The organism is Streptosporangium sp. NBC_01469 (genome assembly GCF_036227305.1).
Classification (GTDB): domain Bacteria; phylum Actinomycetota; class Actinomycetes; order Streptosporangiales; family Streptosporangiaceae; genus Streptosporangium.
Window position 1 is genome coordinate 2,237,640 of record NZ_CP109465.1, and the last position, 24,862, is coordinate 2,262,501.

Sequence of the window (24,862 nt, forward strand, 5' to 3'; positions counted from 1 at the left end):
GGGCACCACGTCGCGCCGAGCGGCGAGCCAGGAACACACAACCGAGCTCCTCCGGCCCGCAGTCCCCTACCGGCCGGGGAGAGGGGGAGACACCAATGACGGCCCAATTCCCTGTCGCCCGCCCGCGCAGGCTCCGTCGTACGGCACCGATGCGCCGGATGGTGGCCGGGACCCGGCTGCACCCGGCGGAGCTCGTGCTGCCGATGTTCGTGAAGGAGGGCATCACCGAGCCGAATCCGATCGGCTCGATGCCCGGGGTGTTCCAGCACACCCGCGACTCGCTGCGCAAGGCCGCCCACGAGGCCGCCGAGGCCGGGATCGGCGGGCTGATCCTGTTCGGCATCCCCGCGGTGAAGGACGGCAGGGGTTCAGCGGGCGACGATCCCGAGGGAATCGTCCAGCTGGCCGTGGCCGACCTGGTCGCCGACGTCGGTGACGCGATGGTCGTGATGGCCGACACCTGCCTGGACGAGTTCACCGACCACGGCCACTGCGGCGTCCTGACCCCGGACGGGGAGGTCGACAACGACGCCACCCTGGAGCGCTACGCGGCCATCGCGGTGGCCCAGGCGCGGGCCGGGGCGCAGGTCATCGCGCCCAGCGGCATGATGGACGGCCAGGTCGCGGCGATCAGGACGGCACTGGACGGCGACGGCTTCGAGCAGGTCCCGATCCTGGCCTACTCGGCCAAGTACGCCTCGGGGCTGTACGGCCCGTTCCGCGAGGCGGCCGAGTGCGCTCCTCGGTTCGGCGACCGCAACGCCTACCAGCAGGACCCGGCGGGCCCGGTCGGCGAGGCGTTGCGCGAGGTCAGGCTCGACCTTGAGGAGGGCGCCGACGCCGTCATGATCAAGCCCGCGCTGGCCTACCTCGACATCCTGCGCCAGGTGCGCGACGCCGTGGACGTGCCGGTGGCGGCGTACCAGGTCAGCGGCGAGTACGCCATGGTCGAGGCCGCGGCGGCGAACGGCTGGGTCGACCGGGACCGGGTGATCATGGAGTCGCTGGTCGCGATCCGCAGGGCGGGGGCCGACATGATCCTCACCTACTGGGCCACCGAGGTGGCCGCGAAACTGAGATGAGACCGGCGGCACGTGCCGAGAACTGGAGGTTCGTCGCTTGATGGAGAAGCGTGTGCGTTAGAGTGCGATAACCGGTGCGGATGTGTCCCAGGTGGCGTAAACCCTGGGTATTTGACGTTCCCACGGACCAGAGTGTGGACAGGTCGATCGCATCCGGGTGGCACGCGGGATGCGCGGACGACGGAGGACACAATGGTCGGGGTACCGATGGTTCGTCGAAGTAGACGGCATGGCCATCCGAAGCAGATGATCAACTCTGTGCTGGAGTACGCCGCCCTGGGCTGGGCGAGCTGTCCCGGCGCGAGGCCGCTGAAGGGCGGTTCGCGCTCCTGCTCCTGCGACCGCGTCGGCTGTCCCGACCCGGGAGCCCACCCGCTCTCGCGGGCCTGGCAGATGCAGGCCACCACCGACCCGACCCTGCTCACCAACTGGTGGCGGTACGAGCCGGAGGCGAACGTGATCCTCCCCACCGGGCGGGTGTTCGACGTCTTCGACGTACCGCTCGCCGCGGGGCGCACCACCCTCGCGAACATGGACTCCGCCGGAGCAGCCTCGGGCCCGGTCGCCGTCAACGGCGACCGGGCCCTGTTCTATGTGGCCACCAGGAACGCCTCCGACGACGAGGACGAGTGGTGGACCTGCGCCCTCGACTTCGGCCCGTCCACCATCGAGGAGATGCCCGGCCTGCGCTGGCACTGCCGCGACAGCTACGTCCTCGCCCCGCCCTCGCTCCTGCCGACCGGCGGGTCCGGCTCGTGGTTACGCCCGCCCGACGGACGTCCGCTGCCCGATCCGCTCCGCGTCCTCGACTGGCTCGCCGACACCTGCGAGTGAGCCTTCTCCGGGTCGTTCTGAGGCTCTCCGGGCCGTACCGACGGGGGCCCCTTCTCCGGTGGCTACCCTGTAGGGCGTGAGCCGTACTGAGAACTCCGAGGCCCTGTTCGCCCGCGCACGCGAGATCGTCCCCGGGGGCGTCAACTCCCCGGTCCGAGCCTTCGGCGCCGTCGGCGGGACGCCGCGCTTCATGACCTCGGGGCAGGGCCCCTACATCATCGACGTCGACGGCAACCGCTACGTCGACCTGGTCTGCTCGTGGGGGCCGATGATCCTCGGGCACCGGCACCCCGCCGTGATCGAGGCCCTGCGGGAGGCGCTGCGCGACGGCACCTCGTTCGGTACGGCGACACCCGGCGAGGTCGAACTCGCCGAGGAGATCGTCGCCCGGGTGGAGCCGGTGGAGAAGGTCCGCCTGGTCAGCTCCGGTACCGAGGCCACCATGTCCGCCGTGCGGCTGGCCCGGGGGTTCACCGGCCGGTCCAAGATCGTGAAGTTCGCGGGCTGTTACCACGGCCATGTCGACGCCCTCCTCGCCTCGGCCGGTTCCGGCGTGGTCACCTTCGGTCTGCCCGACACCCCCGGCGTGACCGGTGCCTCGGCCGCCGACACCGTGGTGCTGCCGTACAACTCGGTCGAGGCGGTCACTGAGGCCTTCCAGACCTTCGGTGCCGACATCGCGTGCGTGATCACCGAGGCGTGCCCGGCCAACATGGGCGTGGTCCCGCCGCTTGAGGGGTTCAACGCCACGCTGCGCGAGCTGTGCACCGCGCACGGCGCCCTGCTCATCGTCGACGAGGTGCTCACCGGCTTCCGGGTGTCGGAGTCCGGCTGGTACGGGCTCGACCCGGTCGACGCCGACCTCATGACCTTCGGCAAGGTCATGGGCGGTGGCTTGCCCGCCGCCGCGTTCGGCGGGCGCGCGGACGTGATGGCCCACCTCGCGCCGGAGGGGCCGGTCTACCAGGCGGGCACCCTGTCGGGAAACCCGCTGGCCTGCGCGGCCGGCCTGGCCACCCTGCGCGCCTGCGACGAGGGGGTCTACGACCGGGTCGACGCCGCGGCGCTGGTCATCGGCCGCGCCGCCGCCGACGCTCTGGCCGCGGCCGGGGTGCCGCATCGCCTGCAGCGCGCCGGGAGCCTGTTCTCCATTTTCTTCACCGACGAGCGGGTCACCGACTTCGCAGCCGCCCAGAAGCAGGACACGGCCGCCTACCGGGCGTTCTTCCACGCGATGCTCGACCAGGGGGTCTACCTGCCGCCGTCGGCGTACGAGGCGTGGTTCCTGTCCTCCGCCCACGACGACGAGGCCCTCTCCCGCATCGCCGAGGCCCTTCCCGCCGCCGCGAAGGCAGCCGCGCAGGCTTCCGCTTAAAAGTGCGGTTGTTCGTCTGTTGTCTGGTCGGTGGGTGCTGAGGGCCGGGTGGGTTCGCGCTCCGGTGGGTGGGTGCTCCGGGCGGCCGTCGTTGATGGTCGTCCGGTGTGTCAGGCCTCCGGCCTGGCGGGCGCGCTGGTTACGGATTTTTATAAGCCGCCCGGAACACCCACCCACCTCCGCACACGACCCGCCTCGCCGTACGCCCCGCAGACCGTAGTCGCTTTCTTACGGGCCGCCCATCGGGCTCTGGGACGCTGAAGCGATCCGTACGGGGCCGTTCGGAGCCTGGCGCCGTAGCTGAAGCGCCCGTGCGGAAAGGAGCGCAGGGGGCGCTCGCCAGGGCTCGCTCGCCGTACGAGGCTCATCCGGTCCTGTCGGAGAGTACGCCGTCGGCCGCGACGTGGAACCAGACGGCGGTGCCCGCCTCGGTGTCGTGGTGAACACCCCATCCGGCCGCCATGGCCTCCACCAGGAGCAGGCCGCGTCCGCCGTCGCTGTCGAGTTCGGCCACGCGGACGAAGGGCAAGCTGGTCGCCGCCCCGTCGTCGATCACCTCGGCGTGCACCATGCCACCGCCCAGACCCAGGCAGACGGTCACCGACCCTCCGGCCGTGCGTCCGGAGTCGGAGTGGACGACGGAGTTCGTCACGACCTCGCTGAGCAGCAACACCACGTCGTCGAGAGCGGTGTCGGTGACTCTCCCGTTCAGGAGGTGTCGCGCCCAGGTGCGTACAGTCGCGACGGAGCAGGCAGTTCCCGCGAACTCGGCGTGACCCAGCGGGTGCAGCACGGCCCAGCGCTCCGAGGCCGCCCGTTGACGTTCGTAGCGGCAGGCGACCTGCCCGTACGTGGTCACGCGATCGCCGCCGAGACGATGACGTCGGCCGCGTTGTCGGCCTCGGCCCATACCGCTTCGCCGGGCCGCCACACCCTGGCCCACCAGGGTCGCCAGACGAACACCCACCCGCAGGCGCGATGGACGACGGTGATGCGGACACGGGTTTCGCTGCCGGACATGACCTCCAGCACCGGCTGCCCTGTTTGAGGAAGCACCAGCGAGGTGCACAAGCCCAGACCCCGTAGGTCCCAGCCGAGCCGTACCAGGTGAGTGAACTGCTCTTGCGGATCGCGTGACTTCACAGCCCTTCCTTCCGTTGCAGATCGAACTGACCCACTTGCGCTTTCGGAGACATTGCTGTTTACGGAGTGTCATCGACCGTATGCTCAGAGCATGCAGTCTCTGCAGCCCCATATGCAACCCCAAATGCATATGCACGAAAGGAACTTCATGGAAGGCTCGGTTTGCGAGATAGGCCAAATCAGTAGAAATCTCATGAAGGCGAACACATGACCGAAGGTCAGAGCCCTACTGTCCGGCGGCGGCAGCTCGGCATGGAACTGCGTCGGCTACGTGAGCGTGCGAATGTATCCGCCATTGAGGCGGGCGAGCGCATCGGCCGCTCCGATTCGACGATCAGTCGCTTCGAGACCGGCAGAGTCACCATCCGCCAGAAGGTCCTCGCTCAACTCCTCGATCTGTACGGTGCGGCCGACGACGAAACTCAAGCCGTACTCGACCTCGCGCGTGAAGCGAGCAAGCGAGGATGGTGGCACGCTCACGGGGACGCGGTATCGCCCTGGTTCGAGGTCTTCATCGGGCTCGAAGCCGAGGCCGCGACAATCCAGACCTACCAACCCCAATTGATCCCCGGCCTTCTTCAGACCGAGGCGTATGCGCGTGCTGTCATCGAAGCCGACCACCCTGGAATGCCTGAGGAGGAGATCGACAGGCTCGTCGCTCTGCGCTTGGCCAGACAGAAGCTCCTTGCCCGGCCCAACCCGCCAGAACTATGGGCGGTGATGAGTGAAGCGGCTTTACGGCACGCCATCGGTGGCCCGGCGACCATGCGCGAGCAACTTCTCAAACTCCGCGACGCGCGACGACTCGCCTGTGTCACTCTGCAGGTGTTGCCCTTCGCCGGAGGCGCCCACCCTGGAATGCTCGGCCCCTTCCACCTCCTGGAGTTTCCCCCACCCTCGGAAACCCGCGTTGCCTACGTCGAGTACTTGACGGGCTCCCTATATCTAGAAAAGCCAGAAGAAGTACGCAGGTATAGACTCATTTTCGACCACCTTCGCGCGGCCGCCCTGCCGCCGAACGAGTCCGTCGCGCTGATGAGCGCGGTCGTAGAGGAGACGACTTCATGAGCGTAGAAGAGCGTGAGCCGCGAGACCTTCCTGACCTGTCTCGCGCTACGTGGCGTAAGAGCAGCCTCAGTGGCAACGGTGGTGCCGACTGCGTCGAGGTCGCCTCCGTGTCGGGCCTGATCGCTGTCCGCGACTCCAAGCATCCCGGTGGCGCCACACTTGTGTTCTCGCCGAGTAACTGGACCGCGTTCCTCGGCCGCGTCAAGACTGGAGACTTCGACACACGCTCCTGACCGCGCGACCGGTCAGAGGAGATTTCCAAGTGCGGGGAAGAGGAACGCGGATGCCCCAGTGCTGCCTGATGAATGCCAACTGGCAGAAAAGTTCGCGTAGTCAGGGAACGACGGACAACTGCGTTGAGGTCGCACGTAATCTGCCCGGAATCGTGGTTGTCCGGGACAGCAAGGACACTGACGGCCCGGCGCTGGTCTTCTTTCCTGACGAGTGGCGAGCCTTTGTCGCGGGTGTCAAGGGCGGCGGGTTCGACGGCCTGGGCTGATCTGAGTGCCTACTTGGGCAGGTCGCCGAGGTCGATGGTGATCGGGAAGGGCACCGGGACGGTTAGCCGGTCGTGGTGGATGCCGGTGAGGGCGTACGCGTGGGTGGCGGGGTCGAGCTCGTAGACGTAGACCACGGGGGAGCCGCCGTTGTTCTCCACCCGCCAGAAGTGCGCGATGCCCGCCTCGGCGTAGCGGGACGGCTTGGTCTTGCGGTCGCGATCCTCGGATTCGGGGGAGACCACCTCGACGGCGAGGTGCACCTCGCCGGGGGTGTAGAACGTCCGCTCGTCGTCATCGGCGGCCTTCGCGTCGATGACCACGACGTCGGGGCAGGGGCGCATCCGGTGGCCGAGCTTGACGTCCATCTGATCAACCGCTGACAGGTGCTCCGGGGCTTGACTGTCCAGCGCCTCGGTGAGACGACGGATCATGCGCTGGTGAAAGCGTTTCTGGGGGGACATGAAGACGAGAGCTCCATCGATGAGTTCGACGTGCTTGAAGAAGTCAGGTTCGCCGTTCGGTCCCTCCGTCGGGAGGTTGTCGAGATCGTCGGAGGTCCATCCCCATGGGGGTGGGGAGGGCCAGTAGTCGAGTGCGGCGCTCACGTCGGTCACCGTAACATCGTCTCCGTCACTCGGTGTGTTCATTCAGATCATCTCCGTCGCCCTCGTTCTATTCTCTCCCGTTTCGGAGCGAGCGGAAGGAGTAGACGCCGAAGAAGGGAGAGAACGAGCGCGGGTGCCGGTGTAGAGGACGCCAGAGATGATCAGGTCCTGCAATCGTCGTTTCATGCGATATTTCAGCACAAGTGAGACTTTCTTGCCGGTCGCGTTTAGGATTGCTTACATGTTGGATCTCAACCGGCTCAAGGCCCTGCACGCGGTCTCCGTCTACGGCTCCGTGGGCGCCGCGGCCGAGGCGCTCATGGTGACCCCCTCCGCGGTCTCCCAGCAGCTGGCCAAGCTGGAGCGGGAGACCGGCGCGGTCCTGCTGGAGCGCAACGGGCGCGGGGTGCGGCTGACCGACGCGGCCGGGCTGCTCGCCGACCACGCCGAGCGCATCCTCGCGCTGGTCGAGACGGCGGAGGCCGACTTCGAGGCGCTGCGCGGCGAGGTCGTGGGGCGGCTGAGCATCGGCGCCTTCCCCACCGCGGCCCGGGGCCTGATGCCCGCCGCGCTCGCGCTGCTGCGCAGGCGCCACCCCGACCTTCGCCTCCAGCTGATGGAACGCGAGCCGGAGCGGCAGGTCCGCGAGGTGGCCAGGGGCGAGCTCGACCTCGCGGTGATCCAGGACTGGATGAACCGCCCGGTGGCGATCCCCGAGGGGCTGTCCCGGGCCACGCTCTTCGACGACATCGCCGACGTGATCCTGCCCGCGTCCCACCCGCTGGCGGATCGTCCCGAGATCGAGCTCGCCGAGCTGTCCGGGGAGCAGTGGATCAGCTCCTCACCCGGCACGGTCTGCCACGACTGGCTGGTCTACACGCTGCGCTCGGCCGAGCTGGAGCCGGAGATCACCTGCATGGCGGACGAGTACGCGACCCAGATCGCCCTCGTCGCGGCGGGGCAGGGATGCGCGATCATCCCCAGGCTGGGCCGCGACCTCGTCCTGCCGGGGGTGCGGGTCGTCCCGATCCGGTCGCGCCCGACGCGCAGGATCTACGCGCTCTGGCGGAGCGACGCCGCGCGCCGCCCGGCCATCCGCGCCGCGGTCGAGGCGCTGAAGGCCGTCTCCGCCGACTTCCGCGGCCCCGTGTCCGAGCCCGCCGGGCCGGTGGGGGTCCCGGTGGCGGCTCCGATGACGGTTTCCCCGGTTTTTCCGGTGGCCCCGGGCGGTCCCGTCGTTTCCGGGTGACGTCCCGGGCGGCCTCCGGTCTCCGCTCACCTCCGGTCTCCGGCGGCTTCCGGTCTCCGGTGGTCTTCGCTTCTCCGGTGGTCCTCGGTGTCCGGCGCCGTTAGCCGAGGGCGATCGTCACCACGCCGCCGACGATGACGCAGGCGGCCAGCAGCCGCCGGGTCAGGTCGCCCTCGGCCAGCAGCCTGCCGCCGAGCACCACCGCCACGAGCACGCTGACCTCCCGTACCGGAGCCACCACGCTGATGGGTGAGAACGTGTACGCGGTCAGCGCCAGGAGGTAGGAGAGCGGCATCAGCACCGCCGCGCCCAGTACCTGTGCCCGGTGCTCGTGCCAGACGTGCAGGATCAGGCCCCTGCGGCGGGAGCCGAGCACCGGCGAGGTCAGGACCAGGGTGCGGCCGAGGTCGCCGCCGTAGTTGAGCAGGATCGGCGCGACCGCGAAGACGCTAACGACCTGCTTGTCCCAGACGGTGTACGCCGCGATGAACAGCCCGGTGGCCAGCCCGAACCCGATCCCGCCCAGGTCCCGGCGGCTGGGCCGACGCGCCGCGCCGAGCAGGAGGACGCCCGCCCCGACCAGCAGGATCCCCGCGACACCGACCGGGCCCGGCCGCTCGCCCAGGAACAGGACGGCGACCAGGCTGGCCAGCAGCGGCCCGGTACCGCGGGCGATCGGGTAGACCATCGACAGGTCGCCGTGCCGGTAGCCGCGCTGAAGCAGCATGAAGTAGCCCAGGTGCAGCGTGGTGCTCGCGGCGATCACCCCGAGGTCGGCCCAGGAGGGGCCGGTGCCGCCGAGGAGGAGGTAGCCCGCCGCGACCGGGGTCCAGACCAGTGTGGAGGCCGCGGCCACCATCCAGACGAAGACGACGCCGTCGGCCTGGGCCGCCTGCTTGCTCATCAGGTTCCAGCAGGCGTGGGCGACGGCGGAGGAGAGGACGAGGGCGAGCGCGAGGGGGCTCACGCGGTGACCCTATCCTGCCCCATCCCGCCCCACCCGACCCGAGTGGCCCACCTGCCCGGCCACCAACCCATACCTGTCGGTAGGCTGGCGACACCATGGCTGAGACCACCGTCGTTCACCTCCTGCGCCACGGTGAGGTGCACAATCCCGCTAACGTCCTGTACGGCAGGCTTCCCGACTACCACCTCTCCGACAACGGCCGCCAGATGGCCGAGACGGTGGCGAAGACGGTCGCCGGACGGGACGTCACCGCGCTGTTCTCCTCGCCGCTGGAGCGTGCCCAGGAGACGGCGGCCCCGTTCGCCGCGATCTTCCACCTGGACGTCACGGTCGACGAGCGCCTCATCGAGGCCGAGAACATCTTCGAGGGCCTCTCCCTCGGCAGGGGCGACGGTCTCTTCCGCAACCCGCGCTTCTACCGCTACCTGTGGAACCCGCTCCGCCCCTCCTGGGGAGAGCGCTACACCCACCTGGTCAGCCGGATGAGGGCCGCGATCGACGCCGCCCGCGACGCGGCGCGCGGGCATGAGGCGATCATGGTCAGCCACCAGCTCCCGATCTGGACCATCAGGCTCGCGGCCGAGGGTAGGCGCCTGCCGCACGATCCGCGCCGCAGGCAGTGCGGTCTCGCCAGCCTGACGAGCTTCTCCTTCGAGGGAAACCGTCTGATCAGCGTCGGATACAGCGAGCCCGCGGCGGCGCTCGTCAAACGCCCCACTGTGCCGGGCGCCTGACCCCGCCGGTACAGTGATTGCTCTACCGCTTGTAGTACAGGGAGCCTCCGTCACCCATGCGCGCACAATCCTTCGCCGCCGCCGTGCTGCTGATCGCCGTGGCGGGATGCGCCGGAAACCAGGGATCGCAGCCGCAGACCGGCGACACCCGCTTCGTGGCGGGTGACGGTAAGATCACCCTGTTCCAGGCCGCGGACCGCAAGGTCGCCCCGCAGGTTCAGGGGGAGACCCTCGACGGGGGCACCGCGTCCCTCGCGGCCCACAAGGGCAAGATCGTGGTGCTCAACTTCTGGGCCTCCTGGTGCCCGCCCTGCCGGGCCGAGGCGCCGGCGCTCAAGGACATCTACGCCAAGACGAAGGCGGACGGCGTGGAGTTCCTCGGCGTCGACTTCAAGGACCGCAAGGCCGACGCGCTCGCCTTCGAACGCAACCACCAGCCGGGCTACCCGAGCATCTTCGACCAGCCGGGCAAGGTCGCGCTCTCCTTCCAGGGCACGGTCCCGCCCGCGGCCATCCCCGCCACCCTGATCATCGACCGTCAGGGCCGGATCGCCGCCAGGGCCCTCGGCGCGGTCAAGTACAACGACCTCCTCGACGCGGTGACCAAGGTCGGCGATGAGCGATAACGGCTCCGGGCGACGGCCGAGGCCGGCATGAGCGCCGACCTCGTGGGCACCGTCGCCGGTGGCTCGCTGGTGCTGGCGCTGCCGATCGCGGTCGCGGCCGGGCTGGTGTCGTTCCTGTCGCCGTGCGTGCTGCCGCTGGTCCCCGGCTACCTGTCGTACGTGACCGGCATGAGCGCCGACCCCAGGCGGGGGCGCATGGTCGCGGGCATCGTGCTGTTCGTCCTCGGCTTCGCCTCCGTGTTCGTAGCCGGGGGAGCGCTCTTCGGCGGCCTCGGCGCGGCCCTGTTCGGCAACGCCGGGATCATCACGCGGGTGCTGGGCGCCCTCACGATCGTGCTCGGCCTCGCCTTCATGGGGGTCATCCCGGGCCTGCAGCGCGACTTCCGCATCCACCGGCTCCCGGCCGCCGGGCTGGCCGGGGCGCCCCTGCTCGGCCTGGTGTTCGGCCTGGGCTGGACCCCCTGCATCGGCCCCACCCTCGCGGTCGTGCTCACCCTCGGCCTGAACGAGGGCAGCGCCGGTCGCGGCGCGCTGCTCGCCTTCGCGTACGCGCTCGGCCTCGGCCTGCCGTTCGTGGCGGCCGGGCTGCTGTACAGCAGGGCACTGCGGACGTTCAAAGCGGTACGCCGGCACTCGCAGCTGATCACGCGGATGGGCGGCGTCATGCTGGTCGTCGTCGGCGTGCTGCTCGTCACCGGGCTGTGGGAGCAGCTCGTCGCGATGACGCAGGGCTGGGTCGGCGGATTCGAGCCGGTGATCTGATGGTGTCCGTCGACCCGAAGACGGGGGAGCGAGCGGTGAACGAGGCGCGGCGGCCCGCCGGGCTCGGGGTCGTGGGGTGGGCGCGCTGGTTCTGGCGGACGCTCACCTCGATGCGGACCGCGCTGATCCTGCTGTTCCTGTTCGCCCTGGGCTCCATCCCCGGCTCGATCTGGCCGCAGCGCGGCGTCTCCGACGCCAAGGTCTTCCAGTACTTCGACGACAGCCCCCGGCTCGCCGAGTGGCTGGACAGGTTCTGGCTGTTCGACGTGTTCAGGGCGCCCTGGTTCGCCGCGATCTACCTTCTGCTGTTCGTGTCCCTGATCGGCTGCGTGCTCCCCCGTACCGCGACCCACCTGCGGGAGCTGCGCAAAAAGCCGCCCGCGGCGCCGCGCAACCTGGGCAGGCTGCCGCAGCACGCCTCCTTCGAGGCCGATCTCACCGTCGAGGAGGCCGCCGCGAGGCTGCGCGCCAGGCGGTTCCGGGTGACCACCGGTCCCGGCTGGGTCGCCGGGGAGAAGGGCTACCTGCGCGAGACCGGCAACCTGCTGTTCCACGTGGCCCTGCTCGGCCTGCTGGTCGCGGTCGGCGCCGGGACGCTGTACGGCTACCGGGGCAACGTGCTGGTCGTGGAGGGCGAGGGGTTCGCCAACACGGTCGCCGCCTACGACCGCTACATGCCCGGCCAGCAGGTGAACGCCGAGTCGCTGGAGCCGTTCTCCTTCACCGTCGACGACTTCCAGGCGACCTACATCGCGAAGGGCGAGAAGGCGGGCCAGGCCCTCGACTACGAGGCCAGGCTCAAGGTCGAGGACGCCCCCGGCGCCGCCCCGCGCGACTACGTCCTGAAGGTCAACGAGCCGCTGGACGTCAACGGCACGCTGAGCTACCTGATCGACCACGGCTACGCGCCGACCTTCAGGATCACCGACGGCAAGGGCCAGGTCGCGTTCGACGGGCCGGTGCCCTGCCTGGTCGTCCAGCCCGCCACCTTCACCTCCGAGTGCGTGATCAAGGTCCCGGACGCGCGGCCCGAGCAGCTCGGCCTCCTCGTCGGCTTCCTGCCGACGACCGTCCCGATGGGCTCAGAATGGGTCTCGGTCTTCCCCGGCGCGGCCAACCCCACCGCCCAGGTGTACGGTGCCTTCGCCGGTGACCTGGGCCTGAAGGACGGCCGGCCGCAGTCGGTCTACGAGCTCGACCCGGCGAGCCTGAAGAAGATGAAGCCGCTGGTCATGAAGGCCGACCCGCTGGCGGTCGGCAAGAAGCTCACGCTCCCGAACGGCGCGGGCTCGATCGAGTTCACCGGCGTCAGGGAGTGGATCGCCCTGCAGATCACCCACGACCCGGGCCGGATGCCCGCGTTCGTGGCCTCGGTCCTCGCCGTCGTCGGCCTGGTGCTGACCCTGACCGTCCGCCGCCGCAGGATATGGGTGCGGATCCACGAGAACCGCCAGGTCGAGGCGGGCGGTCTCACACGCACCGAGGGCGGCGATTTCAGCGAGGAGTTCACCGAGATCGTCTCCGCCTTGAACCCAGGAGTTCCGAATTCAGGAGTAAAGGATGTCCGCTGAGGTTGACGCCGGCCTCGCCACGTTGAGCGACCAGCTCATCTTGGCGACGGTGCTGCTCTACGTCTCCGCAATGATCGCTTACGCCCTCGACCTGGCCTTCGGCCGGTCCGCGGGGGCGTCGGCCCGCGCGGCCCAGCCCATCCTGGACACCGCCGCCGGTTCCGCCCCCGTCGAGGGCGGTCCCGCGACCAAGGCGCCCCCCGCCTGGGCGGTGTGGGCGGGGCCGGTGGCCGTCGGGCTGAGCTGGCTCGGCTGGGCCGCCAACCTCGCCTCCCTCCTCACCCGCGGCCTGGCCGTGGACCGGTGGCCGTGGGGCAACATGTACGAGTTCGTGGTCGCCATGTGCTTCGCGGCGGTGAGTGCGTTCCTGTTCATGCAGCTCCGCTACCCGGTCCGCTTCCTGGGCGCGTTCGTCACGGTCGCCGCCGCCCTGGGGCTCGGTTTCGCCGTACGGTACCTGCACGTGCAGGCCGGTCCCGTGGTGCCGGCGCTGAACTCGTACTGGGTCGCGATCCACGTGTCCGCGGCCATCGTCGCCAGCGGGCTGTTCATCGTGGCCGGGGTCTCCGGCATCCTCTACCTGGTCAGGAAGGACAGCGCGGTCCGGCTGCCGTCCCGGCAGGACCTGGAGCGGGTCGCGCACCGGGCCATCGTGATCGGCTTCCCGATCTGGACCTTCGCCGTCATCGCCGGGGCGCTCTGGGCGGACAAGGCGTGGGGCCGCTACTGGGGCTGGGACCCCAAGGAGATCTGGGCGTTCATCACCTGGATCGCCTACGCGGCCTACCTGCACGCCAGGGCCACCGCGGGATGGAAGGGCAGGGCGGCCATGATCGTGCAGCTCGTCGCCTTCGCCTGCCTGCTGTTCAACCTGGTCGGGGTGAACATTTTCCTCGGGGGTCTGCACTCCTACGCCGAGGTTCCCGGCTGATTCTCGACGCCGAGATTTCCCCGGGCCGAATTTTCGCATCGGAATTTTCGATCGAATTCCGGGACCGGGGTTTTCGTCGATTCTTCATGCCGGATTCCCCGAGGGTTTCCGCATCAGAATTCGGGCGGCCGTAACGTCTGTATCGGCCACACCGGCCGATCGATCGCTCGTTGTCTCAGTCGTCGTCGCGCAGACGGCGGTCGAGATCCTCGAGGAAGTCGGGGTCGTCGTCGGGGCCCTTCGGGGCCTCGGGGCGCGGCGGCCTGTCCTCCGCCAGGAGGGAGCGGGGGGCCCTGGGGCCGGTCGGCCGACCGAGCAACAGCCAGAAGACTCCTCCGGCGAGCGGCATCAGCACCACGATGAGCACCCAGAGGAGCTTGGGCAGGTTCCTGGACTCCTCGTCCGGCGTGGTGATGACGTCGAACAGGCAGTAAAGCCAGAAGGCGAGTATCGCCAGACCGACAAGCAGGGGCATGCCCGAACTGTAAGCCATCATGGGACCGGTTGCGGTCCGGCCTCGCGTTACGGATGACTGGCAAGGGTCCCACCCCGTACCTTGGAGCCGTTGCCACTTCCCCAGGGGGTGTGATGGCACATTCGGGAGACAAGGGCCGCCATCGACGGCGGTGGTGGCAGCGGGGTCCGGCCACGCGTGCGGAGAGTGCCGTCAGGGAGGCTCCGCGTGAGGTCCCCCGCGAGGCCGAGCGCCGGGTCGGGACGGTCACGGCCCCGGTGGCCGACCGCCCGCAGTACACCTGGAAGGACTTCGAGCTCGACGACGAGAGTCCCCGGGCCCAGCCCAACTCCCCCGACACCCCCGACCTGGGTGACGGCCTGCGCCACTGCGGGCGCCTGGAGCGCATCCTGCACCGCCAGTGGGACTCGCGGCGGGAGGCACCGCCCCCCGAGGTCGTACGGGCGGTGGAGAGCCTGGCGCGGCTGCCCGACATGCTGAAGGACAAGCTGGCCGACGGCCTCGACGGCATCTACGTCGGCGCGGGCGGGGTGCCCGACCTGGACGACATGGGATACCTGCGCGGCGCGCCGCTCCCCTCGGGCCGGGCGACGTGGGACGTCTGCGCGGGGGCGTACGGCGACCGCAAGATCGTGGTGGGAGACCGGCCCTCGCCCACCCCCGACGTGATGATGCACGAGGTCGGGCACGCCCTGGACGACGTGGACGCCCCCCACGGCGACTGGGTGTCCGACTCCCCGGAGTTCGCCGCCCTGTACGCCCAGTGCGTTCCCGTGCTGGCCTCGGGGTTCCATCTGCAGTCGGGCGACCTGGGCCGCAAGGAGTTCTTCGCCGACGCCTTCGCCGCGATCGTCTCCCGGCAGCGCCCCGCGCTCGTCGACATGCTGGGCGGCGACACGCGGATGGCGCTCAACGTCATGTTGTTCTTCAACCGGCGCTACGGAATCTAGGTGATCTGGGATGTACGTCGTCAGGCTCGCTGACGGGACCCTGCGCGTGCCGCAGACCCTGGCCGGCGATGACGGGCGTCTGATCGGCAACGCCTACGTGGAGATCTCTCCGGGGGACCCCGACTACGACCGCTGGCTGGCCGAGTCGCTCACCGAGGAGGAGTGGGCCGAGCGGCGCCGACGGTGGCTGGAGGAGAACGACGAGCTGGAGCGGGAGTTTCTCGCCTTCAAGGCCGAGCAGGAGACCTAGAGGCTTCGGCCGGGCCGGCTTCGGGGCCGGGCGGGCCGGAACCGGGGAGAGCGGGGGCCGGAGCGCGCCGGGTGGTTCCGGGTGCGGAACGCGGCGGCGGGCCCGGCGGGGCGGGTGGCCCGGTGACGGGGGAGGTCACCGTCCGTATCGTGTCGTATTTCACACGACTCCACGGTGACCCTGCGGCTTCCGGGTAAGGCGCGCAGGATCACCGATGGTGTGACGTCCTAAGCCGTCAGACGCGCGGGGACTCGCCTGCCGGCCGTTCGGCCGTCAAGACGTCCTCTCCACGCAGAAGGGCGTGCACTTCCGACTCGCGGAAACGCCGGTGCCCTCCGGGGGTACGGATGCTGCTGATGCGGCCTGCCGCGGCCCAGCGTGTAACCGTCTTTGGGTCGACCCGAAAGAGGGCGGCAACCTCTCCGGGCGTCAGCAGACGCTCGCTGCTACTCTCCACAATCTCTCCCCCTCGCATCCCGCTTCCTGCCAGCGGGCGGACAGGTAACCAGTGTGCCGAGCGAAGCCTGATTTATCCGTGGTTTTCAACAAAGATCACGGGTTGTTATCTACTGCCTGCCCGATTGTTATATGATAGAGCCTTTTTGGGACTCTCGTGGGTGTTTCTTTACGAAACAGATCTCTTGGGAAGACTAGCAGCGCTCGCAGTCGATGCGAAGAGTTACCCGTACAGCCACCGCGATCGCGACGCTGTGAGTGGAGTGACGTAGCCTCGACGCTGTGCATCCCGTCATCGTTTACACAGCGTCCCGGGTCGGCCTACTGGCCGTGAGCCTGGGAGTGCTCTATATCCTCGGCCTGCGCCAGCCCCTGGTCCTGTTGATCGCCGCATTCCTGGTCAGCGGTGTGGCCAGTTACGTCCTGCTCTCGAAGCAGAGGGACGCGGTGAGCGAGCGAATCACTAAGAATCGGGAGTGATCGGCAACGGGAACATGCCGACTCGGGCATGGTACTCGTGACCAAGGCGGGTTGTGTCACTACCAACCAGTAATCCGCCGGGATGCGCGAGGAATGCCTTGACCCCGATTCCGCGTGCCCTCGTCGGGTTCCATGTCAGGGCCTTGCCGGTGCGCGGATGGATCGCGCCGATGCCCGGCCGCGCCACCGCTCCGGGGCCCGCGGAGTCGTGGCCGCCGGGATTGTCCAGCCAGCGCTGGTGCCCGCCGACATAGACGGCCGACCCCGTCGCCGCCACCGCGTACAGCGAGTCGCCCCCGGTGTGGTTCACCCACGTCGGCTCCACCGCGCCGCGCGCACCGGTCTCGAAGCGGGCGGCGGTGTCGCACATCCTGTCCCGGCCCCCCGGCCCGCCGGTCGTGACGACGGCGAGATAGCTCCCGTCGGGGGCGAAGTCCAGGCCCCGCACGTAGCCGGGGAAGTCGGCCATGCACCTGCCCCGGTAGGCGTCGGTCCGCCACGGCGCGACCGCGGCCGGTGAGGCGGCGAGGCCCGGCGCGGGGGTGCCGGACACGGTGGCGTCCGGCGTGGAGGCGTCCGGGGCGGTGGCCGCCGGAGGTGTGACGGCGATCAGGCCGAGCTGGGCGCGCGGCAGGCCGCCGAGGGTGGTGAAGTCGCCGCCGACCGCGAGCATGCCGCGGCTGAGGGAGATCGCGTGGACCCTGGTCCTGCCTCCCCTGGGCGCGCCGGGCTCGATCGTGAAGGACGGGTCGGCCGCGCCGGTGACGGCGTCGAGCCTGGCCAGTGCCGTACGGGCGACGCGGCCGACGTGGGTGAAGTCGCCGCCCGCGTACAGGTGGCGGCCGAGCCTGGCCAGGCTGGTGACCGTGCCGCCGCGGACCTGGGCGTCGAAGTGGGCGACCGGGGAGCCGTCGGAGAGCCGGAGCAGGGCCAGGCCCCGCGTCTGCGCGCCGCCGGCCCTCGTGAACCGCCCGCCCGCGTAGACGGTGCCGCGGACCCCCGCCGCCAGGGCCTGGACCGGGCGGTCGAGGCGCGGCGCGAAGCCGGGCAGGATCCGGCCCGTGGCCAGGTCGTAGGCGAAGAGGTTGGCGCGCGGCAGCACCCGGGTGCCCCGGGCCTCGCGCACCTCGCCGAACGAGCCGCCGACCACCACCGTGCCGCCCACCAGTGCGATGGCGTTGACGATCCCGTCGAGCACATGGGGGGTCGTGTTCACCGGATCGGCCGAGACGACCCTGCTGTGCTTCGTGGTGCCGGCGGCGGCGATCCCCGGGGGGACCAGGATCAGGGCCGCGACCAGCGCGTAAGTGGCTCTGGCAAACATTCGACAATTTTTAGCATGCTCTGGGTAATGGAATGACTACTTTCCGTGGATTGTCGGGGCGGCCCTAGGGTGGGAGCCATGACGCGCGCTTCTCTGGACAAGCAGCCGCACGAGGTCGCCGCGATGTTCGATCGCACGGCCAGGCGGTACGACCTTGTCAACGACGTTATCTCCCTGGGCCAGGTCCGGCTGTGGCGCAAGGCCACCGCCGCGGCCGTCGACGCGGGCCCCGGTGAGCTGGTCCTCGACCTCGGCGCGGGCACCGGTACGTCCACCGACGCGTTCACCACGCTGGGCGCCCGCGCCATCGCCTCCGACTTCTCGCTCGGCATGCTGAGCACCGGGGTCAGGCGCAGGGGCGGCTCGGGCGTCTCCGGAGGGGGAGTGCGGGGCGTCAGCTTCGTCGCGGGCGACGCGCTGCGGCTGCCCTTCGCCGACGGCGTCTTCGACGCGGTGACGATCTCCACGGCGCTGCGCAACGTGCACGACACCGGCCAGGCGCTGCGCGAGATGTACCGGGTGGCCAGGCCGGGCGCGCGGCTGGTGATCCTGGAGTTCTCGCACCCCACGCCGAAGTCCTTCGACCTCGTGTACTCGCAGTACCTGATGAGGCTGATGCCGCAGGCCGCCAGGCTCTTCGGTTCCAACGACGACTCCTACGAGTATCTGGCGGAGTCGATCAGGGCCTGGCCGGACCAGGCGGGGCTGGCGAAGATCATTCAGGGAGCGGGCTGGGAACGGGTCGCCTGGCGCAACCTGACGTTCGGGATCGTGGCCCTTCACCGTGCGTACAAGCCCGCTTAGAAGATTCGCGGGCGATAGCAACACCCGCCTGACACTTTGCCCTGCAAAGGCGTTAGACTTCGGCCCGACAAGTTTGTGAAGACCTTCACAAAGGAACGAAAGGCCCCTTACCCCGAGGCCCCAAAGCATGTAGGACAGGACAGGTCCCGTGACCGTGCCAGCCGCCACACAGCGGAAAGTCGCTGAGGCTGACGCCGACGTCATCGTCGTCGGCGCCGGGCCCGCCGGTTCGACAACCGCTTTCCATCTCGCGCAGGCCGGGCTCGACGTCCTGCTGCTCGAGAAGACCACCTTCCCCCGTGAGAAAGTCTGCGGCGACGGGCTGACGCCCCGAGCGGTCAAGCAGCTCATCGCGATGGGGATCGACATCGACGCCCCCGGCTGGGTCCGCAACAAGGGCCTGCGCGTGGTCGGCGGCGGGATGCGCTTCGAGCTCGACTGGCCGGAGCTGTCGAGCTACCCCGACTTCGGCCTGGTCCGCACCCGCCAGGACTTCGACGAGATCCTGGCCGCCAACGCGGTCAAGGCGGGCGTCCGCCTGCTGCAGGGGGTCAACGTCACCGCCCCGGTCCTCGACGAGCGCAGCGGGCACATCGTCGGCGTGGTCGCCAAGCGGGACGGCGAGGAGGTCACCTACCGTTCGCGGCTGGTGGTCGCCGCCGACGGCAACTCCACCCGCATCTCCCTGGCGATGGGGCTGCACAAGCGCGAGGACCGCCCGATGGGCGTCGCGGTGCGAACCTACTTCGAGAGCCCCCGCCACGACGACGACTACCTGGAGACCTGGCTGGAGCTGTGGGACGGCGACACCCTGCTGCCCGGCTACGGCTGGATCTTCGGCGTCGGCGACGGCACCTCCAACGTGGGCCTGGGGCTGCTGAACACCAGCGAGTCCTTCAAGGGCATGGACTACCGCGACCTGCTCAAGCGCTGGGTGAAGGGCATGCCCCCCGAGTGGGGCTACGTCGAGGAGAACATGACGGCCCCCATCAGGGGCGCCGCGCTGCCGATGGCCTTCAACCGCCAGCCCCACTACACGCGGGGCCTGGTGCTGGTGGGCGACGCCGGCGGGATGATCAACCCGTTCAACGGCGAGGGCATCGCGTACGCGATGGAGACCGGCCACATCGCCGCCGAGATGATCGTCCAGGCGCTCGGCAGGGTCACCCCGGCGCAGCGGGAGCGCGTGCTGCGCGCTTACCCCCAGACGCTCAAAGACGCATACGGTGGTTACTTCACCCTCGGCAGGGGGTTCGTGGAGCTGATCGGGCACCGCGGTGTGATGAACTTCGCCACCCGTCACGCGCTGCCGCACCCGCACCTGATGCGGTTCGCGCTCAAGCTCCTTGCTAATCTCACCGACCGGCGGGGTGACGCGTCCGATCGCATCATCAACGCCCTGTCGAAGGTGGCGCCACCGGCATGAGGTCGACGAGGTCAACGAGTGCCGAGCACCTGGAGCCGGGGGCGATGATCGCTTTGCCTAGACTTTCGAAATACACCACAACGCAGAGCTACGCGCCGGCGCGCGTGGAGATGGGAGAGGAGGCGTAGCGATGGAGTTGTACGCACCCATCCTGGTGCTCGCCGTTCTCGCGGCGGGATTTGCGATCTTCTCAGTGACGATCGCCCCCTTCACCGGTCCCAAGCGCTGGAACCGCGCGAAACTCGACGCCTACGAATGCGGCATCGAGCCGACGCCCCAGCCCGTGGGCGGAGGACGCTTCCCGCTGAAGTACATGGTCACCGCGATGCTGTTCATCGTGTTCGACATCGAGATCATCTTCCTCTATCCGTGGGCGGTCGCGTTCGACCAGCTCGGGATCTTCGGACTGGTCGAGATGCTGCTGTTCATCGTCACCGTGCTCGTGGCCTACGCGTACGTGTGGCGCCGCAAGGGTCTGGACTGGGACTAGATATGGGTCTTGAAGAGAAACTTCCGAGCGGGTTCATGCTCAGCACGGTCGAGCAGGTCGCCGGCTGGGCACGCAAGAACTCCGTCTGGCCGGCGACGTTCGGCCTCGCCTGTTGCGCCATCGAGCTGATGTCCACCGGCGGTCCCAAGCACGACCTGGCGCGCTTCGGCATGGAGCGCGCCTCGGCGTCTCCGCGCCAGGCCGACCTGATGATCGTCGCGGGACGGCTGTCGCAGAAGATGGCCCCGGTGCTGCGCCAGATCTACGACCAGATGGCCGAGCCCAAGTGGGTCATCGCCATGGGCGTCTGCGCCTCCAGCGGCGGCATGTTCAACAACTACGCGATCGTGCAGGGCGTCGACCATGTCGTCCCCGTCGACATCTACCTGCCCGGCTGCCCGCCGCGGCCCGAGATGCTCATCGACGCGATCGTCAAGTTGCACGACAAGATCCAGAACACGAAGTTCGGCGCGCACCGTGCCAAGCAGATCGACGAGCTCGAACTGCAGGCCCTGCGGACGCTGCCGCTGATCGACCAGGGAACCGCCAAATGACGAGCGAACCCGCTGACAACCTCCCCAGGGTGCCGGAGGAGCCGGTCGCCCACCTGGGCATGTTCGGCGCCTCGGGCACCGGTGACACCTCGGGCTACGGCCGCCTCGTCGTGCGGCGCAAGCCCGAGCTGTCCAGCGCCCGCCCGTACGGCGGCTACTTCGACACCATCGCCGACGAGCTGGAGCGCGCCCTCGGCGGCGATCTCGGCGACGCCGTCGAGCGCGTGGTCGTCGACCGCGGCGAGCTGACCTTCCACGTCAGACGCGAGCGCCTGCTCGACGTCGTCAAGACCCTGCGCGACGACCCCGCGCTGCGCTTCGAGCTCTCGCTCGGCGTCTCCGGCGTGCACTACCCCCACCTGGCGGGCCAGGAGCTGCACGCGGTGATCCACCTGTGCTCGATCACGCACAACCGCCGCCTGCGCGTCGAGGTCTCCTGCCCCGACGACGACCGGCACATCCCCTCCACGGTCTCGGTCTACCCGACGCACGACTGGCACGAGCGCGAGACCTGGGACTTCTTCGGCATCATCTTCGACGGGCACCCGGCGCTGACCCGCATCATGATGCCCGACGACTGGGACGGTCACCCCCAGCGCAAGGACTACCCGCTCGGCGGCATCCCGGTCGAGTACCGCGGCGCCGAGATCCCCGCGCCGGACCAGAGGAGGTCCTACACATGAGCGTCCCCTACCAGGAGACCAAGGAGACCCTCGGGTCCTCGTACGACGAGGCCGCCGAGGGCAAGGTCTACACGGTCTCGGGCAACGACTGGACGGAGCTGGTCGAGACCCTCTCCGGCCAGCAGGACCAGCAGCTCGTCATCAACATGGGCCCCCAGCACCCGTCCACGCACGGCGTGCTCCGCCTGATCCTGAACCTGGACGGCGAGACGGTCACCGAGGCCCGCACGGTCATCGGCTACCTGCACACCGGCATCGAGAAGAACCTCGAATACCGGACCTGGACCCAGGGCACGACGTTCGTCACCCGGATGGACTACCTGGCGCCGATCTTCAACGAGACCGCCTACTGCATGGGCGTCGAGCGGCTGCTGGGCATCACCGACCGGATCCCCGAGCGGGCCCAGGCCATCCGCGTGATGATGATGGAGCTCACCCGGATCTCCTCGCACATGGTGGCCATCGGCACCTTCGGCATGGAGCTGGGCGCGACCACGCCGTTCCTCTTCGGGTCCCGCGAGCGCGAGATGGTGCTCGACGTGATGGAGTACATCACCGGCCTGCGGATGAACATGGCCTACGTCCGGCCCGGAGGCGTCTCCGTCGACCTGCCCGCCGGCGCCGTCGACAAGGTCGGCGAGCTGCTCAAGGTCATGCCGGGGCGCATCAAGGACATGCGCAAGATGCTCGACGCGAACCCGGTCTACCTGGCCCGCACCAAGGACGTCGCCTACCTCGACCTCACCGGCTGCATGGCGCTGGGCGTCACCGGCCCGATGCTGCGGGCCGCCGGCCTGCCCTGGGACCTGCGCAAGTCGCAGCCCTACTGCGGCTACGAGACCTACGAGTTCGACGTCCCGACGGAGAAGACCGCCGACGTCTACGGCCGCTACCTGGTACGGGTGGCCGAGATGGAGGAGTCGCTCAAGATCATTGAGCAGGCGCTCGACCGCCTCTCCGGGCCGCTCAAGAACGACCGGGTGATGGTCGACGACAAGAAGATCGGCTGGCCCGCGCAGCTCGCGCTCGGCCCCGACGGCCTGGGCAACTCGCCCGACCACATCGCGCACATCATGAGCGGCTCCATGGAGGCGCTGATCCACCACTTCAAGCTGGTGACCGAGGGCTTCCGGGTCCCGGCCGGGCAGGCGTACGCCTCGGTCGAGTCGCCCCGCGGCGAGCTCGGCGCCCACGTGGTCAGCGACGGCGGAACCCGCCCCTACCGCGTACACTTCCGCGACCCGTCCTTCACGAACCTGCAGGCCATGCCCGCGACGTGCGAGGGCGGCATGGTCGCCGACGTCATCTCGGCGGTGGCCTCGATCGACCCGGTGATGGGAGGTGTCGACCGATGAGCGCGACTACGGGCCCGGCCGACGGCAGGGCAGGCTCGACGAGCGGCGAGGCCGCCCGCGCGGGCGGCGAGGAGGTGAGCGCGACCGTGTCCAAGGGGTACGCGCCGGAAGTGCGTGAGCGCCTGGAGCGCGACGCCAAGGAGATCATCGGCCGCTACCCGAAGCCGCGGTCGGCCCTGCTGCCCCTGCTGCACCTGGTGCAGTCGGAGGACGGCTACGTCTCCGACGACGGCCACGAGTTCTGCGCCGAGATTCTCGGCCTGAGCAAGGCCGAGGTGGTGGGCGTCTCCACCTTCTACACCATGTACAAGCGCAGGCCGATGGGCCAGTACCACGTGGGCGTGTGCATCAACACACTCTGCGCGGTCATGGGCGGCGACCAGATCTGGGACGAGCTGTCCGAGCACGCCGGCGTCGGCCACGACGAGACGACCCCCGACGGCAAGGTCTCGCTGGAGCGGCTGGAGTGCAACGCCGCCTGCGACTTCGCCCCGGTGATGATGGTCAACTGGGAGTTCTTCGACAACCAGACCCCGGCCTCGGCCAAGCAGCTCGTCGACGACCTCCGGGACGGCAAGGAGATCTCCCCGACCCGGGGCCCGAAGAAGCTCTGCACGTTCAAGGAGGCCTCGCGGGTGCTCGCGGGGCTGCCCGACGGCCTGGCCGGCGACGGCCCCTCGGCGAACGGCCCCTCCCTGGAGGGCCTGAGGATCGCCAAGGCCAACGGATGGAAGGCTCCGGAGGCGTGAGCGTGCTACGACGCGGAGCCACCACGAGCGGGCGTATCGGTCAGACCGGCGCGTGCGGGTGTAACGAGCGTGCCAGCGGGCACGGCACGGCCTCGTCACGGAGCGACGGGCTGTCAGGCGAGGAGACGAAGTGACCACTCTCACCCCGGTTCTCACCGCGAACTGGGACCAGCCCAACTCCTTCACCCTGGAGGGCTACGGCGACTACTCGGCGGCCAAGAAGGCGCTGGGCATGGACCCCGACGCCGTCATCCAGGCCGTCAAGGACTCCGGACTGCGCGGCCGGGGCGGCGCGGGCTTCCCCACCGGCATGAAGTGGGGCTTCATCCCCCAGGGGGACGGCAAGCCGCACTACCTGGTGGTCAACGCCGACGAGTCCGAGCCCGGCACGTGCAAGGACATCCCGCTGATGATGGCCAACCCGCACTCGCTGGTCGAGGGCGTCATCATCACCGCGTACGCGATCCGGGCCAACCACGCCTTCATCTACGTGCGCGGCGAGGTGGTGCACGTCATCCGCCGCCTGCAGGCGGCCGTGGCCGAGGCGTACGCCAAGGGCTATCTCGGCACCGACCTGTTCGGCTCCGGCTTCGACCTGGAGCTGGTCGTGCACAGCGGGGCCGGCGCCTACATCTGTGGCGAGGAGACGGCGCTGCTCGACTCGCTGGAGGGCTATCGCGGCCAACCTCGGCTCAAGCCCCCCTTCCCCGCCGTGGCGGGCCTGTACGCCTCGCCGACCGTCGTCAACAACGTCGAGTCGGTCGCGAGTGTTCCCTCCATCATCGCCAACGGCGCCGACTGGTTCGCCGGGATGGGCACTGAGAAGTCCAAGGGCTTCGGCATCTTCTCGCTGAGCGGCCACGTGACCACGCCCGGCCAGTACGAGGCCCCGCTCGGCATCACGCTGCGTGAGCTGCTGGAGATGTCCGGCGGCATCCGCGAGGGCCACCGGCTCAAGTTCTGGACCCCCGGCGGGTCGAGCACCCCGATCTTCACCGACGAGCACCTCGACGTCCCGCTGGACTTCGAGTCCGTCGGGGCGAAGGGCTCGATGCTCGGCACCCGGGCCCTGCAGATCTTCGACGAGACCACCTGCGTGGTGCGCGCCGTGCTCCGCTGGACGGAGTTCTACGCGCACGAGTCGTGCGGCAAGTGCACCCCCTGCCGGGAGGGCACCTTCTGGCTCAAGCAGGTGCTCAAGCGGCTGGAGAAGGGTCAGGGCACCGAAGAGGACCTGACCACGATCACCGACATCGCCGACAACATCCTGGGACGCTCCTTCTGCGCCCTGGGCGACGGTGCGACCAGCCCCATCCACTCGTCGGTGAAATACTTCCGCGACGAATACCTCAAGCACTTCGAGATCGGCGGCTGCCCGTTCGATCACGCCCCGTCCACGGTGTGGGGTGCCCAGTGAGC

At 69.4% G+C, this 24,862-nt stretch carries 30 protein-coding genes; 23 read left to right on the top strand and 7 right to left on the bottom strand.

Features of this window, described 5'->3' with window-relative positions; all coding sequences use genetic code 11:
* The first annotated feature begins 95 nt into the window (after nucleotides 1-95).
* From hemB to hemL, 3 genes are all read left to right on the top strand, one after another.
* Complete coding sequence (gene hemB, locus OG587_RS10110; protein ID WP_329089029.1) at nucleotides 96-1,082, top strand: porphobilinogen synthase; 987 nt, start codon at nucleotides 96-98, stop codon at nucleotides 1,080-1,082.
* Nucleotides 1,083-1,274: 192 nt separating this feature from the next.
* Nucleotides 1,275-1,916: a bifunctional DNA primase/polymerase gene (locus OG587_RS10115; protein WP_329089031.1), complete on the top strand. Its 642-nt coding sequence runs from the start codon at nucleotides 1,275-1,277 to the stop codon at nucleotides 1,914-1,916.
* Nucleotides 1,917-1,992: 76 nt separating this feature from the next.
* Nucleotides 1,993-3,291: a glutamate-1-semialdehyde 2,1-aminomutase gene (gene hemL, locus OG587_RS10120; protein WP_329089034.1), complete on the top strand. Its 1,299-nt coding sequence runs from the start codon at nucleotides 1,993-1,995 to the stop codon at nucleotides 3,289-3,291.
* A gap of 364 nt (nucleotides 3,292-3,655) precedes the next feature.
* On the opposite strand, the gene OG587_RS10125 is transcribed toward hemL, so the two are convergent.
* Both OG587_RS10125 and OG587_RS10130 read right to left on the bottom strand, forming a co-directional pair.
* The gene (locus OG587_RS10125) at nucleotides 3,656-4,150 is read right to left on the bottom strand and encodes an ATP-binding protein (RefSeq protein WP_329089036.1); all 495 of its coding nucleotides are present in this window, start codon (nucleotides 4,148-4,150) and stop codon (nucleotides 3,656-3,658) included.
* A complete protein-coding gene (locus tag OG587_RS10130) occupies nucleotides 4,147-4,434 on the bottom strand; it encodes a hypothetical protein (protein ID WP_329089038.1) in 288 nt (95 codons plus the stop codon). Before OG587_RS10130 ends, OG587_RS10125 begins: the two co-directional genes overlap by 4 nt.
* 207 nt (nucleotides 4,435-4,641) lie before the next feature.
* Here OG587_RS10130 and OG587_RS10135 point away from each other — a divergent pair, with 207 nt between their 5' ends.
* The 3 genes from OG587_RS10135 (at nucleotide 4,642) to OG587_RS10145 (ending at nucleotide 6,001) form a co-directional block, all read left to right on the top strand.
* The gene (locus OG587_RS10135) at nucleotides 4,642-5,502 is read left to right on the top strand and encodes a helix-turn-helix domain-containing protein (RefSeq protein ID WP_329089039.1); all 861 of its coding nucleotides are present in this window, start codon (nucleotides 4,642-4,644) and stop codon (nucleotides 5,500-5,502) included.
* On the top strand, nucleotides 5,499-5,735 hold the full coding sequence (locus OG587_RS10140; RefSeq protein WP_329089042.1) for a DUF397 domain-containing protein: 237 nt from the start codon (nucleotides 5,499-5,501) through the stop codon (nucleotides 5,733-5,735). The genes OG587_RS10135 and OG587_RS10140 overlap by 4 nt, the downstream gene beginning before the upstream one ends.
* A 68-nt stretch (nucleotides 5,736-5,803) precedes the next feature.
* Nucleotides 5,804-6,001 (top strand): DUF397 domain-containing protein, encoded by a 198-nt coding sequence (locus tag OG587_RS10145; RefSeq protein ID WP_329089044.1) that lies wholly within the window; start codon nucleotides 5,804-5,806, stop codon nucleotides 5,999-6,001.
* Nucleotides 6,002-6,010: 9 nt separating this feature from the next.
* Here OG587_RS10145 and OG587_RS10150 read toward each other — a convergent pair whose 3' ends face one another.
* Entirely contained in the window at nucleotides 6,011-6,616 is a 606-nt protein-coding gene (locus OG587_RS10150) for a Uma2 family endonuclease (RefSeq protein WP_329089046.1), read from the bottom strand.
* A 232-nt stretch (nucleotides 6,617-6,848) separates the two neighbouring features.
* Between OG587_RS10150 and OG587_RS10155 the strand changes: the two genes are divergently transcribed.
* The gene (locus OG587_RS10155; protein WP_329089047.1) at nucleotides 6,849-7,856 is read left to right on the top strand and encodes a LysR family transcriptional regulator; all 1,008 of its coding nucleotides are present in this window, start codon (nucleotides 6,849-6,851) and stop codon (nucleotides 7,854-7,856) included.
* A gap of 100 nt (nucleotides 7,857-7,956) precedes the next feature.
* Here the strand turns inward: OG587_RS10155 and OG587_RS10160 are convergent, their stop codons facing one another.
* Nucleotides 7,957-8,823: a DMT family transporter gene (locus OG587_RS10160; protein ID WP_329089048.1), complete on the bottom strand. Its 867-nt coding sequence runs from the start codon at nucleotides 8,821-8,823 to the stop codon at nucleotides 7,957-7,959.
* Between the two features lie 95 nt (nucleotides 8,824-8,918).
* Here OG587_RS10160 and OG587_RS10165 point away from each other — a divergent pair, with 95 nt between their 5' ends.
* The 5 genes from OG587_RS10165 to ccsA are packed head-to-tail and all read left to right on the top strand — an operon-like array spanning nucleotide 8,919 to nucleotide 13,447.
* Nucleotides 8,919-9,557 (top strand): histidine phosphatase family protein, encoded by a 639-nt coding sequence (locus OG587_RS10165; RefSeq protein WP_329089049.1) that lies wholly within the window; start codon nucleotides 8,919-8,921, stop codon nucleotides 9,555-9,557.
* A gap of 56 nt (nucleotides 9,558-9,613) precedes the next feature.
* Nucleotides 9,614-10,183: a TlpA family protein disulfide reductase gene (locus OG587_RS10170; RefSeq protein ID WP_329089050.1), complete on the top strand. Its 570-nt coding sequence runs from the start codon at nucleotides 9,614-9,616 to the stop codon at nucleotides 10,181-10,183.
* Between the two features lie 27 nt (nucleotides 10,184-10,210).
* Nucleotides 10,211-10,945 (top strand): cytochrome c biogenesis CcdA family protein, encoded by a 735-nt coding sequence (locus tag OG587_RS10175; RefSeq protein ID WP_329089051.1) that lies wholly within the window; start codon nucleotides 10,211-10,213, stop codon nucleotides 10,943-10,945.
* Between the two features lie 35 nt (nucleotides 10,946-10,980).
* Nucleotides 10,981-12,516, top strand: a complete 1,536-nt coding sequence (resB, locus tag OG587_RS10180) for a cytochrome c biogenesis protein ResB (RefSeq protein ID WP_329089053.1) — start codon at nucleotides 10,981-10,983, stop codon at nucleotides 12,514-12,516.
* A complete protein-coding gene (ccsA, locus tag OG587_RS10185) occupies nucleotides 12,506-13,447 on the top strand; it encodes a cytochrome c biogenesis protein CcsA (protein WP_329089055.1) in 942 nt (313 codons plus the stop codon). The genes resB and ccsA overlap by 11 nt, the downstream gene beginning before the upstream one ends.
* Nucleotides 13,448-13,622: 175 nt before the next feature.
* On the opposite strand, the gene OG587_RS10190 is transcribed toward ccsA, so the two are convergent.
* Nucleotides 13,623-13,922 carry a PLD nuclease N-terminal domain-containing protein gene (locus tag OG587_RS10190; RefSeq protein ID WP_329089057.1) on the bottom strand — a complete coding sequence of 100 codons (300 nt, stop codon included), beginning with the start codon at nucleotides 13,920-13,922 and terminating at the stop codon, nucleotides 13,623-13,625.
* Nucleotides 13,923-14,035: 113 nt separating this feature from the next.
* Between OG587_RS10190 and OG587_RS10195 the strand changes: the two genes are divergently transcribed.
* Nucleotides 14,036-14,872: a hypothetical protein gene (locus tag OG587_RS10195; protein ID WP_329089059.1), complete on the top strand. Its 837-nt coding sequence runs from the start codon at nucleotides 14,036-14,038 to the stop codon at nucleotides 14,870-14,872.
* Between the two features lie 10 nt (nucleotides 14,873-14,882).
* Entirely contained in the window at nucleotides 14,883-15,122 is a 240-nt protein-coding gene (locus OG587_RS10200; RefSeq protein ID WP_329089060.1) for a hypothetical protein, read from the top strand.
* Nucleotides 15,123-15,357: 235 nt separating this feature from the next.
* Here the strand turns inward: OG587_RS10200 and OG587_RS10205 are convergent, their stop codons facing one another.
* Nucleotides 15,358-15,597 carry a BldC family transcriptional regulator gene (locus OG587_RS10205; RefSeq protein ID WP_012887349.1) on the bottom strand — a complete coding sequence of 80 codons (240 nt, stop codon included), beginning with the start codon at nucleotides 15,595-15,597 and terminating at the stop codon, nucleotides 15,358-15,360.
* 263 nt (nucleotides 15,598-15,860) lie between these two features.
* Between OG587_RS10205 and OG587_RS10210 the strand changes: the two genes are divergently transcribed.
* Complete coding sequence (locus OG587_RS10210) at nucleotides 15,861-16,058, top strand: DUF4229 domain-containing protein (RefSeq protein WP_329089065.1); 198 nt, start codon at nucleotides 15,861-15,863, stop codon at nucleotides 16,056-16,058.
* Here the strand turns inward: OG587_RS10210 and OG587_RS10215 are convergent.
* Nucleotides 16,042-17,382 (bottom strand): hypothetical protein, encoded by a 1,341-nt coding sequence (locus tag OG587_RS10215; protein WP_329089067.1) that lies wholly within the window; start codon nucleotides 17,380-17,382, stop codon nucleotides 16,042-16,044. The genes OG587_RS10210 and OG587_RS10215 overlap by 17 nt on opposite strands.
* Nucleotides 17,383-17,460: 78 nt before the next feature.
* Here OG587_RS10215 and OG587_RS10220 point away from each other — a divergent pair, with 78 nt between their 5' ends.
* The 8 genes from OG587_RS10220 to nuoF all read left to right on the top strand — a co-directional run bounded on the left by OG587_RS10220 (nucleotide 17,461) and on the right by nuoF (nucleotide 24,860).
* Complete coding sequence (locus tag OG587_RS10220; RefSeq protein ID WP_329089071.1) at nucleotides 17,461-18,186, top strand: demethylmenaquinone methyltransferase; 726 nt, start codon at nucleotides 17,461-17,463, stop codon at nucleotides 18,184-18,186.
* Nucleotides 18,187-18,334: 148 nt separating this feature from the next.
* Nucleotides 18,335-19,612, top strand: coding sequence for a geranylgeranyl reductase family protein (locus OG587_RS10225; RefSeq protein ID WP_329089073.1), 1,278 nt, complete (start codon nucleotides 18,335-18,337; stop codon nucleotides 19,610-19,612).
* A gap of 130 nt (nucleotides 19,613-19,742) precedes the next feature.
* A complete protein-coding gene (locus OG587_RS10230) occupies nucleotides 19,743-20,102 on the top strand; it encodes an NADH-quinone oxidoreductase subunit A (RefSeq protein WP_329089076.1) in 360 nt (119 codons plus the stop codon).
* Nucleotides 20,103-20,104: 2 nt separating this feature from the next.
* The gene (locus OG587_RS10235; protein WP_030916695.1) at nucleotides 20,105-20,656 is read left to right on the top strand and encodes a NuoB/complex I 20 kDa subunit family protein; all 552 of its coding nucleotides are present in this window, start codon (nucleotides 20,105-20,107) and stop codon (nucleotides 20,654-20,656) included.
* Nucleotides 20,653-21,339: an NADH-quinone oxidoreductase subunit C gene (locus OG587_RS10240; RefSeq protein WP_329089078.1), complete on the top strand. Its 687-nt coding sequence runs from the start codon at nucleotides 20,653-20,655 to the stop codon at nucleotides 21,337-21,339. Before OG587_RS10235 ends, OG587_RS10240 begins: the two co-directional genes overlap by 4 nt.
* Nucleotides 21,336-22,694 carry an NADH-quinone oxidoreductase subunit D gene (locus OG587_RS10245; RefSeq protein ID WP_329089079.1) on the top strand — a complete coding sequence of 453 codons (1,359 nt, stop codon included), beginning with the start codon at nucleotides 21,336-21,338 and terminating at the stop codon, nucleotides 22,692-22,694. Before OG587_RS10240 ends, OG587_RS10245 begins: the two co-directional genes overlap by 4 nt.
* On the top strand, nucleotides 22,691-23,443 hold the full coding sequence (gene nuoE, locus OG587_RS10250) for an NADH-quinone oxidoreductase subunit NuoE (RefSeq protein WP_443075523.1): 753 nt from the start codon (nucleotides 22,691-22,693) through the stop codon (nucleotides 23,441-23,443). Before OG587_RS10245 ends, nuoE begins: the two co-directional genes overlap by 4 nt.
* 130 nt (nucleotides 23,444-23,573) lie before the next feature.
* The gene (nuoF, locus tag OG587_RS10255) at nucleotides 23,574-24,860 is read left to right on the top strand and encodes an NADH-quinone oxidoreductase subunit NuoF (RefSeq protein WP_329089080.1); all 1,287 of its coding nucleotides are present in this window, start codon (nucleotides 23,574-23,576) and stop codon (nucleotides 24,858-24,860) included.
* The last annotated feature ends 2 nt before the right edge of the window (nucleotides 24,861-24,862 follow it).